Source organism: Streptomyces sp. NPDC044003, assembly GCF_056435185.1.
In genome coordinates this window covers 225,675-239,311 of sequence record NZ_JBWKFA010000001.1, presented here as the reverse complement: position 1 = coordinate 239,311, position 13,637 = coordinate 225,675, and the positions used below count along the sequence as shown (strand labels likewise).

The 13,637-nt window shown below is 72.5% G+C and carries 11 protein-coding genes; 7 read left to right on the top strand and 4 right to left on the bottom strand.

The genetic code is table 11. The features are described 5' to 3' along the window. Positions 1 to 79: 79 nt before the first annotated feature. Positions 80 to 427 (bottom strand): hypothetical protein, encoded by a 348-nt coding sequence (locus AC07AW_RS01080; protein ID WP_478813432.1) that lies wholly within the window; start codon positions 425 to 427, stop codon positions 80 to 82. Continuing rightward, positions 417 to 956, bottom strand: a complete 540-nt coding sequence (locus AC07AW_RS01075; protein ID WP_478813431.1) for a DUF6232 family protein — start codon at positions 954 to 956, stop codon at positions 417 to 419. Before AC07AW_RS01075 ends, AC07AW_RS01080 begins: the two co-directional genes overlap by 11 nt. 166 nt (positions 957 to 1,122) lie before the next feature. Here AC07AW_RS01075 and AC07AW_RS01070 point away from each other — a divergent pair, with 166 nt between their 5' ends. The 7 genes from AC07AW_RS01070 (at position 1,123) to AC07AW_RS01040 (ending at position 11,297) form a co-directional block, all read left to right on the top strand. Further along, entirely contained in the window at positions 1,123 to 2,043 is a 921-nt protein-coding gene (locus tag AC07AW_RS01070; RefSeq protein WP_478813430.1) for a hypothetical protein, read from the top strand. Between the two features lie 191 nt (positions 2,044 to 2,234). Then, entirely contained in the window at positions 2,235 to 4,337 is a 2,103-nt protein-coding gene (locus tag AC07AW_RS01065; protein ID WP_478813429.1) for a phosphocholine-specific phospholipase C, read from the top strand. A gap of 154 nt (positions 4,338 to 4,491) precedes the next feature. Continuing rightward, positions 4,492 to 6,729 (top strand): MMPL family transporter, encoded by a 2,238-nt coding sequence (locus AC07AW_RS01060; RefSeq protein ID WP_478813428.1) that lies wholly within the window; start codon positions 4,492 to 4,494, stop codon positions 6,727 to 6,729. Next, positions 6,707 to 7,264, top strand: a complete 558-nt coding sequence (locus AC07AW_RS01055; RefSeq protein ID WP_478813427.1) for a GNAT family N-acetyltransferase — start codon at positions 6,707 to 6,709, stop codon at positions 7,262 to 7,264. Before AC07AW_RS01060 ends, AC07AW_RS01055 begins: the two co-directional genes overlap by 23 nt. Positions 7,265 to 7,299: 35 nt before the next feature. Continuing rightward, positions 7,300 to 7,884, top strand: a complete 585-nt coding sequence (locus AC07AW_RS01050; protein ID WP_478813426.1) for a hypothetical protein — start codon at positions 7,300 to 7,302, stop codon at positions 7,882 to 7,884. A 160-nt stretch (positions 7,885 to 8,044) separates the two neighbouring features. Further along, entirely contained in the window at positions 8,045 to 8,233 is a 189-nt protein-coding gene (locus tag AC07AW_RS01045) for a hypothetical protein (RefSeq protein ID WP_478813425.1), read from the top strand. Between the two features lie 7 nt (positions 8,234 to 8,240). Continuing rightward, positions 8,241 to 11,297, top strand: coding sequence for a helix-turn-helix transcriptional regulator (locus tag AC07AW_RS01040; RefSeq protein ID WP_478813424.1), 3,057 nt, complete (start codon positions 8,241 to 8,243; stop codon positions 11,295 to 11,297). 63 nt (positions 11,298 to 11,360) lie between these two features. On the opposite strand, the gene AC07AW_RS01035 is transcribed toward AC07AW_RS01040, so the two are convergent. Both AC07AW_RS01035 and AC07AW_RS01030 read right to left on the bottom strand, forming a co-directional pair. Beyond that, positions 11,361 to 12,479, bottom strand: a complete 1,119-nt coding sequence (locus tag AC07AW_RS01035) for a PQQ-dependent sugar dehydrogenase (RefSeq protein ID WP_478813423.1) — start codon at positions 12,477 to 12,479, stop codon at positions 11,361 to 11,363. A gap of 104 nt (positions 12,480 to 12,583) precedes the next feature. Further along, a complete protein-coding gene (locus AC07AW_RS01030) occupies positions 12,584 to 13,579 on the bottom strand; it encodes an aldo/keto reductase (protein ID WP_478813422.1) in 996 nt (331 codons plus the stop codon). Between the last annotated feature and the right edge of the window lie 58 nt (positions 13,580 to 13,637).

The window sequence follows — 13,637 nt, the reverse complement described above, 5'->3', positions numbered from 1 at the left end:
CGCCCTCGCGGACCACCGGGGCGTCGGCCCACGCAACCCCGGCAAGATCGTCTGGTGCGAGTGCGTCGCCCCGTGTTCTCTAGCCGGCGAGCAGCGCGAGCATCTGGCGGACCGCCTCCGCCACCGGGACGCCGACCTCGCCGACGAGCGCGGCGACTCCGGAGACGGTGCCGAGGGCCCGGCGGAAGGCGCCGGGCGGCGCCTCGTCGCCCTGGCGGATGGTCTCCAGGGACGCGTCGAGGACCTCGCGGTCCTCGGCGGACACCTGGGTCCTGAGGGTCTCGATCGCACGGATCACGGCCTCGTAGACGGCCTGGGGGTCCTGCGCGCCCTGCTGGTTGATCTCGATCCGGCCGACGGCCCCGTCTCCGGACGCGTTGTAGAAGTCGCGCATGTTGCTGATGTGGAATTCGCCGTTACCGGTCACTGCCCATCCTCCCCACGCTGCCCGGACCGGACGCGTTGTAGAAGTCCCGCATCCTGCCGATGTTGTAGGTGTTCATCTGCTTGGTGAAGCCGGAGAAGCCGGGATCGTCGATGGCCCGCATGATCTCGTGCACGAGCTGGTGCACCTCGTCGCGGTCCACGCTGGCCAGCAGTGTGAGCGGGTTGCCGGAGGTCTCGATGACCAGCGCGTAGTACGTCTTCTCGAAGAGGGCGACGACCAGCTGGACGAGGAAGCCCGCCACGAGGACGGCTGCCGTGATCTCCGCGCCCTGCGTGATCAGCTCCCGGTCGCTGCCCGACACCTCGCCGGACTGGGCAACGGCGAGCGCGGCGACCAGCAGCAGGGCCGTGACCAGCAGGGACTTCACGAAGCGCCCCACGGCCCGGGCCCGCTGAGGCTTGAACCTGACGGTCGTCGCCCGGGCGATGTTCTGCAGGGGGTACGCCTCGGCCCCGATCCACAGCACCCGCTTGGTGACCTCGACCCTGATGACTTTGCGTCTGGCCATACGACTTCCCCTCATGCAGCGCCGTGGCCGTGCGTCGCGCTCAGGATGCTCGCGAACCCCGCCCGCCAAACAAGGGAAATCCGCGATGACGGCCCGCGCCGTATGTGAGAGGCTCCGCTCCGCTCCGTCGAGCCCTGATGGAGCAGGGGAGGGAACGGAAATGTCGGTGGAACCCACGGATTACGTCGCCCGGCTGCGCGCGCAGGCGAGCGATCCCGGACGCGAGGAGGCGCTGCGGCGTGACAGGGCGGTACGGCGCCGCAAGATCGCGCTCGCGGCCGGGGCCGGTGTGCTGCTCCTCGGCGGGTTCGGGTTCTGGCTGGCCGATGTGACGGGGGAGCGGCCGCCGTACGAACCGTTCGGCGCGGGGGCGATCCGTGAGGAGATCTGGCCCCTGGAGTGGCCGTACTCGGCCGACATGCCGTTCCGGAACTCGCCCGCGGTCGGTTGGGCGCACGGCGCCGACGGGATCTACCTCCCGGTGGCCGTGCCGGCCGGTGGGCTCACCGTGAAGGACATGACCCCCGTGTTCGAGGACGTGAAGACCCTGCTCGTCGAGACCAACGTCTCGGACCGGACCCTCGCCGGCACCGAGCCCGTGGCGGCGCTCGCCCTGCTCGATCCGAGCGGGGTCGACGAGGCCGTACGGAAGGACATGGTCACCCGATTCGACCCCGAAGAGGTGTACCTGCACGAGAGGGGCATCAGGACGCGGGGCACGATGGACTACGAGGTCTCGGCGGCGGGGGAGTTGGTGGTGCACGCCGACTACACCTTCGTCTATCCGCTGGTGAGTTCCGGGCAAGGGCACGAGGTGGTCCCGGGAGCCCCCGAGGTGGCGCGGGTCGCGGTACGGCGCCAGATGACGTTCACGTCGAGGGGCGGGAAGCTCGTCCTGAGCGCGTACGCGAGCGAGGTCGGCAACCACGACTGCCCGGCGCCGAAGGACGGCTATCTGCACCCGCTCTTCGCCGAGGGGCGGTGGAAGGCCGGGGAGGCGGCCAAGGGGGCGCGTGTCGACATGTACGACGACAAGCGCGTCCTTCCGAGCGGGCCCGGCCACTGCGTCACTCCGACCCGTACCTGACCCACCGTCGTACCAGGGGGTGCGGTGGCTGTTCATGGCTGGAAATCGCTTGGATTTCTGTCGAGTTCTGTTGGACGTTCACCACCGCGCCCCCATCGGGTCTTCTCGCCGTCATCCCCTCTCACTACCGTCCCCGGCGTACCACCCAATGGCTCGAAGGCGAACCATTGGCCGTCGACTGGAGGTCGGTCTTGTCATCCGAGAAGTCCCCCGAGCTGTCCCGCAGAAGGCTCCTCGCGCTGGGCGGAGGCGCGCTCGGCGTCGCCGCGGCAGGCTCGCTGCTGCCGCCGTCGTTGCAGGAGGCGATGGCCGCGGAGCCCCCGGCCGGGGGGATGGCGGCGATCCGGCACGTGGTGATCCTCATGCAGGAGAACCGCTCCTTCGACCACTACTTCGGCACCCTCCGCGGCGTCCGCGGATTCGGCGACCGCAATGCCATTGAACTGCCCTCGGGCAAGCCCGTCTTCGAGCAGCCCGCCGCGCTCGGCCGGACCGTGCTGCCCTTCCCGATCCGCGGCGCCGCCGAGACCCAGCAGAAGGACCTCCAGTACATCGGCGCCCTCGACCACTCCTGGAGCGGCGGCGCCAAGGCCTGGCACAGCGGCTGGATGGACGGCTGGGTCTCGGCCAAGACCGCCGCCACCATGGCGTACTACGACCGGCAGGACATCCCGCTCCACTACGAGCTCGCCGACACCTTCACCATCTGCGACGCCTACCACTCGTCCATCCACACCTCGACGAGCCCCAACCGCAACCACCTCTGGTCCGGCTGGACCGGCTTCGAGGCCGACGGCAGCCGGGCCGTCACCAACGCCGCCTACGCCGAGGACACCCACCCCGGCTACGGCTGGCCCACCTACGCCGAGCGGCTCGAAGCCGCCGGGCGGAGCTGGAAGACGTACACCGAGTGGGAGAACTTCACCGACAACAACATCGAGTTCTTCACCACCTTCAAGAAGATCGCCCGCAAGGCCCTCGTCCCGACCGGCGGACACACCTTCATGGAGTCCTTCTACGCCGCCGTCCGCGACACCGAGGACCTCGCCGAGCGGGCGAGGCTGCTCGGGCTCCTGGAGGAGGGCGTGGCGACGCTCACCGCGGCCGAGCGCTCCCTCTTCGAGCGCGGCCTCCGCCGTGTGGAGAGCGGCACCCTCGCCGACGCCTTCCGGGCGGACGTCGCCGCCGGCAGCCTCCCCGAGGTCTCCTACCTCGTGCCCTCCGCGATCGACTCCGAGCACCCCGGCTCGTCCTCGCCGGTCGCCTCCGCGACCCTCGTCTACAAGGTCCTCGACGCCCTCGGCGCGCACCCGGACGTCTGGCGCCACACCGTCGTCCTGATCAACTACGACGAGAACGACGGCTTCTTCGACCACGTCCCGCCGCCCGTCCCGCCCGCCGACAACACGGACGAGCGGTGGAAGGGCCTGCCCACCGGCCTCGGCGTCCGGGTCCCGCTGCTCGTCGTCTCCCCCTGGTCGGTCGGCGGCTACGTCTGCTCCGAGACCTTCGACCACACCTCCGTGATCCGCTTCCTGGAGCAGCTCACCGGGATCGAGGAACCCAACATCACGCCGTGGCGGCGGGCCGTCACCGGCGACCTGACCTCCGCCTTCGACTTCCGGCGGACCCGGCGGCAGCCGCCCGTCGAGCAGCCCGGACCGATCCCGCCCTTCACCGGCCGCTGGCGGCCCCAGCCCCCGGCCGTGCAGCAGATGCCCGTCCAGGAGCCGGGCGTCCGGCCCGCGCGCCCGCTGCCGTACCAGCCGGACGCCTCCGCCACGACCGGTGCCGGTGCCGTCACGGTCGCGCTGAGCAACCGGGGCGGGGCGAGCACGCACTTCGCGCTCTACCCGTATGCGGGCGAGTTCGCCGTCCCGCAGCACCGGGACGTCAGGGGGGAGGGGGAGTGGACCGTCCCCGTTCCGGGTGATCACTACCGCTTCACGATCACCGGCCCCAACGGCTTCCGGCGCGAGTTCGAGGGCCCCGCCGCGGGCGGCGCCGAGCTCGCCAGCCGGGTCGACCACCACGACCGTGACCTGCACCTCACCGTCCGGAACACCGGCTCCGCCCCGCTCGCCTTCACCGTCCGCCCGCTCGGGTACGTGGACGAGCACGACCTCGCCGACTGGACCCGCACCGTCACCGTGAAGCCCGGGAAGACCCGTACCGTCGTCCACTCCGCCGCCGACGCCCACGGCTGGTACGACATCGAGGTGACCGCACCCGACGGCTTCCGCCGCCGGCTCATGGGCCACATCGAGAACGGCCGCCCGAGCGTCTCCGGCTGAGGTCCCCCGGGGCCGGGGACCTCGGGGCCCGTCCGACGGGTCCTTGGTCCCCGGCTTTCGACGCATCCTGTGAGGATCGCCACGAAACGGGCAAACGATCACGTTTGGCTGTAACAGTGGAGCGCGAGTACAGATCCAGTCAGGAGCTCGTCCTTTGGCCGCAATCGCACGGTGGTGCATCCGGAACCGTCTCGTCGCGGTTCTCCTCTGGCTCCTCGCCCTGGGCGGGACCGCCGCCGGCGCGACCCTCGCCGGCAGCGCGTACTCCAACGACTACGAGGTCCCCGGCACCGAGTCCGGCCGGGCCACCGCCCTCCTCGACCGGGGCTTCCACGGCCTCGGCGGCGACAGCGACACCATCGTCTGGCACAGCGACCGGGGCAGCGTCCGCGCCGACGCCGTCGAGGACCGCATGACGGCGGTGCTCGACAAGGTCGCCGACCTTCCCGGCATCGCCGCCGTCACCTCTCCGTACGGCGACACCCCGGGCCAGGTCAGCGAGGACGGGCACACCGCCTACGCCACCGTCACCTTCGACGCGCAGTCCGACGACATCCCCGAGGCCCAGGCCAAGGCCCTCGTCGACACCGCCAAGGCCGCCGCCACGGACGACCTCCAGGTCGAGCTCGGCGGCAGCGCCGTCGCCCTCACCGAGGCCCCCGGCGGGCACATCGCCGAGATCGTCGGCGTCGCCGTCGCGGCCGTCGTCCTCTTCCTCGCCTTCGGCTCGCTCGCCGCCTCCGTGCTCCCCATCGCGACCGCGCTCGTCAGCGTCGGCATCGCGTACTCCGGGATCGTGCTCCTCGGCCATCTGATGACCGTCGCCGACTTCGCCCCCATGCTGGGCATGCTCGTCGGTCTCGGCGTCGGTATCGACTACGCCCTCTTCATCGTCACCAGGCACCGCAGAGGCCTCAAACGCGGCCTCTCCGTCGCCGAGGCAGCCGAGACCGCCGTCGCGACCACCGGCCGTGCCGTCGTCTTCGCCGGCGCCACCGTCTGCATCGCGCTCCTCGGCATGCTGATCCTGCAGCTCAGCTTCCTCAACGGCGTCGCCATCGCCGCCTCGCTCACCGTGCTCCTCACGGTCGGCGCCTCCGTCACGCTGCTGCCCGCGCTCCTCTCCTTCATCGGCATGCGGGCGCTGTCCCGGCGCGAACGCCGGACGCTCGCCGAGCGCGGGCCGCAGCCCGAGCTGCCCACCGGCTTCGCCGCCCGCTGGTCCGCCTTCGTCGAGCGGCACCCCAAGATCCTCGGCGCGGTCGCCGTCCTCGTCATGGGCGTCCTGGCGCTGCCGACCTTCTCGCTCCACCTCGGCACCTCCGACCAAGGCAACGGGCCGGCCACCGCGACCACGCGCCAGGCCTACGACCTGCTCGCCGACGGCTTCGGGCCGGGCGTCAACGGGCCCCTCACCCTCGTCGCCGGCCTCGACGGCGCCGACGACCGCGTCGCCCTCGACCAGCTGCCGGCCGCGCTCACCGCCACCAAGGGCGTCGCGTCCGTCTCCCCGGTCACGTACAACAGCTCGGGCGACACCGCCGTCCTCACCGTCGTCCCCGACTCCTCGCCGCAGTCCAAGGCGACCAGCGACCTCGTCGACCGGCTCCGCCAGGACGTCCTGCCGAAGGCCGAGACCGGCACCTCCCTCGACGTGCACGTGGGCGGCGTCACCGCCTCGTACGACGACTTCGCCGAGATCATCGTCGGCAAGCTGCCGCTCTTCGTCGGCGTCGTCATCGCGCTCGGCTGTCTGCTGCTCCTGCTCGCCTTCCGGTCCCTCGGCATCCCGCTCAAGGCCGCCGCCATGAACGTCGCCGCCGTCGCCGGAGCCTTCGGCATCGTCGTCGCGATCTTCCAGTGGGGCTGGGGGAGCGAGCTCCTCGGCCTCGGCAGCGCCGGACCGATCGAACCCTTCCTCCCCGTGATCATGGTCTCGGTCCTCTTCGGGCTCTCCATGGACTACCAGGTCTTCCTGGTCAGCCGGATGTACGAGGAGTGGCTGGAGACCGGCGACAACCGGCGGGCGGTCCGGGTCGGCCTCGCCGAGACCAGCCGTGTGATCAACTCCGCCGCGGTCATCATGATCTCCGTCTTCCTGGCCTTCGTCCTCAGCGGGGACCGGGTCATCGCGATGTTCGGCATCGCGCTCGCCGCCGCCGTCGCCCTCGACGCCTTCGTCCTGCGCACCCTCCTCGTCCCCGCGCTCATGCACCTGCTCGGCGGCGCGAACTGGTGGCTGCCGAAGTGGCTCGACCGGCTCCTGCCCCGGATCAGCATCGAGCCCCCCGAGTCCCGCGAGGCCGCCGACGCCCGTGCGAAGATCCCGGTACAGCGTGTGACGGTTCCGACTGCGGAGGAGAACGACGATGTTCGCGATATCGCTGGGTGACGACGGCGCCGAGCTCAGGCCCCTGAAGCCCTGGCAGGCCGAGGAATTCCTCACCCACATGGACCGGGGCCGGGAGTTCGTCGGGCAGCACATCGGCCTCCCCGACGTCGTCGCCGACCTCGACTCCGCCCGCGCCTACCTCACCTCGTACGCCGAGAAGGCCGCGAGCGACAGCGGCCGCATCTACGGCATCTGGTCCGACGGCACCCTCGTCGGCGGCGTCCTCTTCCGGACCTTCGACGCCGCGAACGGGACCGCCGAGGCGGGCTGCTGGCTGGAGCCCTCCGCCGCCGGCAAGGGCCTGATCACCCGGGCCTGCCGGGTCATCATCGACTGGGCGATCGAGGAGCGCGGCATCCACCGCGTCGAGTGGTACGTCTCCACGAAGAACGAGCCGAGCATCGCCGTCGCCCGCCGCCTTGGTATGACGAAGGAAGGCGTCGTGCGCGAGAACTACCTGTACCGCGGCAACCGCGCCGACACCGAGATCTGGGCCGTTCTCGCCCCGGAATGGCGCGCGGCGAAGGCGTCTTAAGCCCCCTCTCATGTGGGCGCCCTAGCGTGCGCCGCATGGACACCGAGACGACCGAGAAGACCGAGAAGACCGAGAAGACCGAGCTCGACACCGCCGCCGAGAAGGCCGGTGGAGCTCCCGTGGACGCCGTGGACGACGCCGCGGACCTGCTCGACGAGACGGACGACGACAACGCCGACCGGCTCGACGAGCGGGCCGACGACGAGGACGACGAGGACGCCGAGCAGCCAGCCTCCGCGGAGGCCACCGGCATCGGCGCCGGCGCCGCGGCCGTCGTCTCCGCCGCCCTCTCCGCCGTCGCCCTCACCGGCACCTGGACCGGCAAGGTCGTCGCCGAGCGCGAGACGCTCATCGGGCAGATCAAGACCTCCGGCAGCGGCACCCCGGCCCAGCAGATCAGCGAGATCTACGGCGACGCCTGGCACAGCACCGCCCTGGTGAACGGCGTCTTCGCCCTCCTCGCCGTGATCGTCGCCGTCCTCGTGCTCACCCTGCCCCGGCGCCCCGGGTGGGTCCGCGCGGTCGCCCTCGCCGGCGCCGTCCTGGGCGGCCTCGGGCTGCTGCTGTCGGTCGGTACCTACTTCGATCTGTTCCTGAGCCTCCCGACCGCCGGCTCCTGAGACCCCCGGGGGCCTCGCCTAAGGCCCCCCTAGGACCCTCCTAAGGACCCCCGTACCCCGAACATGCGGCACTCGCCCGATGTGACGGCACCCCCTCGGAAACGAAAGTAGAGGCATCGCAAGAGAGCGATACCGAAACCGAGAAACCAGGGAGCACCCGATGTTCGAGTACGAACTCCACACCATGCACCACGCCGAGCTCATCGCCGAGGCCGCCGCCCACCGCCTCGCCCAGGAGGCCGCGGTGACCCGCAAGGGCCTGCACCTCTTCGGCCACCGGATCGGAGGCCATGACACGGAGGGGCAGGTGACAGACGGCGGTCGCGGTCGCTTCGTCCGGGCCGCGTGACCCCCTTATGAGCGACGGCAAGGAAGTCTGTGCGATGCTCGGCGCCGTGGAGACCAGGTCAGTCAGCCCCGTCTTCGTCGGCCGCGCCGGCGAACTCACCGCCCTCACCGAGGCGCTCTCCCGCGCGACCGCGGGAGAGCCCCAGGCTCTGCTCATCGGCGGTGAGGCCGGAGTCGGCAAGACCCGGCTCATCGAGGAGTTCCTCGACACGGCCTGCGACCACGACGCCGTCGTGGCGCTCGGCGGCTGCGTCGAACTCGGCGCCGACGGCCTGCCCTTCGCACCCTTCGCCGCCGCCCTGCGCGCACTCCGCCGCCGCCTCCCCGACGAACTCACCGCCGCCGCCGACGGCCACGAGGGCGAACTCGCCCGCCTGCTGCCCGAACTGGGCGACCCCGGCAGCCACGAGCCCTCCGACGAGGACTCCACCGCCCGCCTCTTCGAACTGACCGTACGGCTCCTGGAACGGCTCGCCGCCGACCGCACGATCGTGCTCGTCCTGGAAGACCTGCACTGGGCCGACGCCTCCACCCGGCACCTCCTCACCTACCTCCTGCGCACCCTGCGCCGCGGCAGGATCGTGGTCGTCGCCAGCTACCGCGCCGACGACATCCACCGCCGCCACCCGCTGCGCCCCCTCCTCGCCGAACTCGACCGGCTCCGCACCATCCGCCGCATCGAGCTCTCCCGCTTCACCCGTACCGAGGTGCACCGCCAGCTCACCGGCATCCTCGCCGCCGAACCCGACCCCGCTCTCGTCGAAGAGGTCTTCGAACGCTCCGACGGCAACGCCTTCTTCGTCGAGGAGCTCGTCGTCTCCCACGAGGCCGGGTGCGCCGTCGGCCAGCTCAGCGACTCCCTGCGCGACCTCCTGCTGGTCCGGGTCGAGGCGCTCCCCGAGGGCGCCCAGCGCGTCGCCAGGATCGTCGCCGAGGGCGGCTCCACCGTCGAGTACGGGCTCCTCGCCGCCGTCGCCCGGCTCTCCGAGGACGAACTCATCGAGGCGCTGCGGGCCGCCGTCGGCGCCAACATCCTGCTCGCCGTCCCCGACGGCGACGGCTACCGCTTCCGCCACTCCCTCGTCCGCGAGGCCGTCAGCGACGACCTGCTGCCCGGCGAACGCTCCCGCCTCAACCGCCGCTACGCCGAGGCCCTGGAGGCCGACCCCGGACTCGTCCGCCCCCACGAGCGGACCACCCGGCTCGCCACGTACTGGTACCACGCGCACGACCCCGAGAAGGCCCTCCCCACCGTCCTCCGGGCCGCCGTGGAGACCCGCAAGCGCCACGCCTACGCCGAGCAGCTCAGCCTCCTCGAACGGGCCATGGAACTGTGGGACAAGGTGCCCGCCGAGACGCGCGACTCCCTGCGCCCCATCGACTACGCCGACGCCTACCCCGCCTGCGGCTGCGACCCCGAGACCACCTCCCTGCGCTACCTGGACCTGCTCGCCGAGGCCGCCGTCGCCGCCCGGCTGAGCGGCGAGCGGGAACGCGCCGCGAAGATCTGCCGGATGGCGCTCCGGCTCCTCGACAGCGACGAGCACGACCCGCTGCGCGCCGCCTGGTTCTGGACGGAGATGGCCCGCCTCCAGTCCAACCTCGGCAAGGGCGACGGCTGGCCGGAGATCGCCCGCGCCCAGGAACTCGTCAAGGGCCTCCCGCCGTCCGCCGTCCACGCCACCGTCCTCGTCGGCGCGGCCGGCTGGGGCATGCTCCGCAACCCCGGCCCCGAGGCACTCGCCGCCGCCGAACGCGCCGTCGAGTACGCCCGGTTCGTCAAGGCCGAGCCGATCGAGCTGAACGCCCGCATCACCCTCGGCACCATCATGGTGTCCGCCGGTGACACCGAGGGCGGGCTCGCCGCGATGCACGAGGCCCGCGAACGGACCATCGCCCTCGGCCAGTTCCACGAGGCCGCCCGCGCCCATGTGAACCTCTCCTCCGCCATGGAGTCGCTCGGCCGCTCCCGTGAGGCCGTGCAGACCGCCACCACCGGTATCGAAATGGCCCGCTCCCGCGGCCTCGTCGACAGCGCGGGCTGGATCCGCGCCAACCTCGCCGAATCGCTCCTCGCGCTCGGCGAATGGGACCAGAGCAAGGAGGAGGCCGAGCGGCTGCTCCGCTCCGGGGCGAGCAGCACCAAGCCGGGCGGCACCGCCCTGCTGCAGCTCGCCCACCTCGCCACCTTCCGCGGCGAGCCGGCCAGGGCCGCCGAGCACCTCGCCGAGGCCCGCGCGCGCTACGGCGCCCGCGACCCGATCCCGCAGTACACCCTGCCCTCGGCGCAGGTCGAGATCGCCATCGCCGCCGCCGAGGGGCGCCTCGCGGACGTACGCGAGCAGCTCGCCGCCATCGCGGAGGCCGGCTTCCCGCCCGGCACCCACCGCTACGGCTGGCCGCTCGTCCTCACGGCCGTCACCGCCGAGGCCGACAGCCGGGGGCTGCCCGCCGCCGCCGAGGGCCGCGCCGAGGCGCTCGCCCTGATCCGCCGCTGCGTCCGCGGCCTCGCCATCCCGGCCCCGGTCTGGGAGGCCCACTCCCGCCAGGTGTCCGAGGAGCTCGCCCGCGCCGAGGGCCGTGAGACCGCCGCCCGCTGGACCGAGGTCGTCGACGCCTACGAGCCGCTCGAACGCCCCCACCAGCTGGCCCGCGCCCGCCACCGCCTCGCCGACGCCCTGCTCGTCGAGGGCGGCCGCCGCGAGGAGGCCGCGGCCCTGCTCCGCGAGGCCCACGCCACCGCCGTCGCCCTCGGCGCCCGCCCGCTCCGCGAGGACGTGGAACTCCTCGCCGCCCGCGCCCGCCTCTCCCTCACCCCCGAGAAGCAGGCACCGGCACCGGCGGAGCCGGGCGAGGACGGCTTCGGCCTGACGCCCCGGGAACAGGACGTGCTGCGCCTGGTCGCGGCCGGCCGCACCAACCGTCAGATCGCCGAGGAGCTGTTCATCTCACCGAAGACGGCCAGCGTCCACGTCTCCAACATCCTCGCCAAGCTCGGCGTCGCCGGCCGGGGCGAGGCCGCCGCCCTGGCCCACCGTCTGCACCTCCTCGACACGCCCCTCTGACCCCTCCGACCCCTCACCTCGTCTCACCTCCAGCCGGAGGATCACCTCACCTCCAGCCGAGGATCACCTCACCTCCAACCGGAGGATCCGGTCGTCGCCGGGCCCGGGCGTCCCCCGGGTGTCGGTCTCGCTGGTCACCAGCCACAGGCGGCCGTCGCCCGCGGCGAGTACGGTGCGCAGGCGTCCGTACTCGCCGGTCAGGAACGCCTCGGGCTCTCCGGATCTCCTCGCTCCGGAGAGCGGCACGCGCCACAGCCGCTCGCCTCTGAGCCCGGCCATCCAGATCGCGCCCCGCGCGTACGCGATCCCGCTCGGGGAGGCCTCCGAGGGCGGCCACTGGGCCACCGGGTCCGTGAACCCGGCCCGCCCGGCCCGTCCCTCGACCTCCGGCCAGCCGTAGTTCCGCCCCGGCTCCACCAGGTTCAGCTCGTCCCAGGTGTTCTGCCCGAACTCGGCCGCCCACAGCCGGCCCGCCGGGTCCCAGGCGAGCCCCTGCACATTGCGGTGACCGTACGAATAGACCACCGAGCCGGCGAAGGGGTTGCCGGGTGCCGGCCTGCCCTCCGGTGTCATCCGCAGGATTTTCCCGCCCAGCGACGCCCGGTCCTGGGCCAGACCGGTCCGGCCCGTCTCGCCCGTCCCCGCGTACAGCATCCCGTCCGGCCCGAACGCGATCCGTCCGCCGTTGTGGATGATCCCCTTCGGGATGCCGGTGAGCACCGGCTCCGGCGGGCCGAGCCGGTCGGCCTCCCCGCCGCCGTACCGCATGCGCACGATGCGGTTGTCCGAGGCGGCCGTCAGATACGCGTACACCCAGCCGTCCCGGACCGCGAGCCCCAGCAGTCCGCCCTCGCCGCCCGGCACCACCCCCGGCACCTCGCCGAGCAGGGTCTTCGCGCCGGTCCGCCCGTCGATCCGGGTGATCGTCCGCTCGTCCCGCGAGGAGACCAGCAGATCCCCGCCGGGCAGCTCCGCGAGCCCCCAGGGCGACTTCAGCCCCTCGGTGAGCGTGCCCACCACCGACACCCGGCCGGCGGCGGACGGGGAGGGGGACGGGGACACGGAGACGGTCGTCGGTGGAGCCGAACCCGGGCGCTCCTCGGTACCTCCCGAGGAGCAGCCGGCCACCAGCACCAGTACGGCAGCGCCCCACAGGGCCCTCACAACAGCAGGACGGCTCATGGTCCGGTCCCCTTCGACGAGTCGAGCGGCATCCCTTCACCCTTGATACACCGCTCGACCCGATCAGGTTCCCGGCCGCCGGACCCGCCTTGTCCGCACGGCGTTCAGTCCCAGGACCCGCGCGGCGCCGGAAGCGCCGCGATCTCCGTCAGGTCCTCCGCCGTGAGCCGCAGCGCGGCCGCCCCGGCGTTCTCCACCACCCATCGCTCCCGCTTCGCCCCCGGCACCGGCACCACGTGCCGCCCGAGGCCGAGCACCCACGCGAGCGCCACCTGCGCCGGCGTGACGTCCTCCCCGTGCCGCGCCGCCACCCGCCGCAGCCCCGCGACGATCGGCTGGTTGGCCGCCATCATCTCGGCCGTGAACCGGGAGTGCCGGGCCCGCGGGTCGTCCGGCTCGAAGCCGCCGCCCGGGGTCAGCGTCCCGGTCAGGAAGCCGTTCCCCAGCGGCATCGCCGCCAGGAAGCCGACGCCCCGCGCCGCGCACCAGGGCAGCAGCCGCACCAGCGCCTCCCGCGACCACACCGACAGCTCCGCCTCGACGGCCGCGACCGGGAAGACCTGCTGGATCCGCTCCAGTTGGCGGATCGTTCCTTCATGCAGGTCGCCCCCGCGCCGGACCGCCCGCGCGCCCACGGCACACAGGCCGAGTGCCCGCACCTTGCCCGCCGAGACCAGTTCGGCCATGGCGCCCCAGGTCTCCTCGACCGGCACCTCGGGGTCCGCGCGGTGCAGCTGGTAGAGGTCGATGACGTCGGTCTGGAGCCTTCGCAGCGAGGCGTCGCAGGCCCGGCGCACGTACCCCGGCCTGCCGTTGGCGACGACGTGCTGGTCGCCGACGAGCAGTCCGCACTTCGTCGAGACGAAGGCCTCGGACCGCCGCTCCTTCAACACCCGCCCCACCAGAAGCTCGTTGGTGAACGGCCCGTACATGTCGGCGGTGTCGAGCAGGCTCACCCCGGCGTCGAGCGCCGCGTGCACGGTCCGCAGCGAGCGGTCCCCCCGCTGTTCCGAACGGCTGTACGCCCAGCTCATCGGCATGCACCCCAGGCCGATCGCACCCACGTCGAGCGCCGTCGCCCCGATAGTCCTGCGCTCCACCTGCCGGTACCCCTCCCTGTGCCGTCCCCCAAAGTAACCAATGGAGCGAGGGATTCTT

What these genes read in the sequence shown, in the direction of transcription:
- AC07AW_RS01045 (WP_478813425.1), top strand. Translation starts at nt 8,045, where the DNA reads ATGTTCGAGTACGAACTCCACACCATGCACCACGCCGAGCTCATCGCC.
- AC07AW_RS01050 (WP_478813426.1), top strand. Translation starts at nt 7,300, where the DNA reads ATGGACACCGAGACGACCGAGAAGACCGAGAAGACCGAGAAGACCGAG.
- AC07AW_RS01055 (WP_478813427.1), top strand. Translation starts at nt 6,707, where the DNA reads ATGTTCGCGATATCGCTGGGTGACGACGGCGCCGAGCTCAGGCCCCTG.
- AC07AW_RS01040 (WP_478813424.1), top strand. Translation starts at nt 8,241, where the DNA reads ATGAGCGACGGCAAGGAAGTCTGTGCGATGCTCGGCGCCGTGGAGACC.
- AC07AW_RS01075 (WP_478813431.1), bottom strand. Translation starts at nt 956, where the DNA reads ATGGCCAGACGCAAAGTCATCAGGGTCGAGGTCACCAAGCGGGTGCTG.
- AC07AW_RS01035 (WP_478813423.1), bottom strand. Translation starts at nt 12,479, where the DNA reads ATGAGCCGTCCTGCTGTTGTGAGGGCCCTGTGGGGCGCTGCCGTACTG.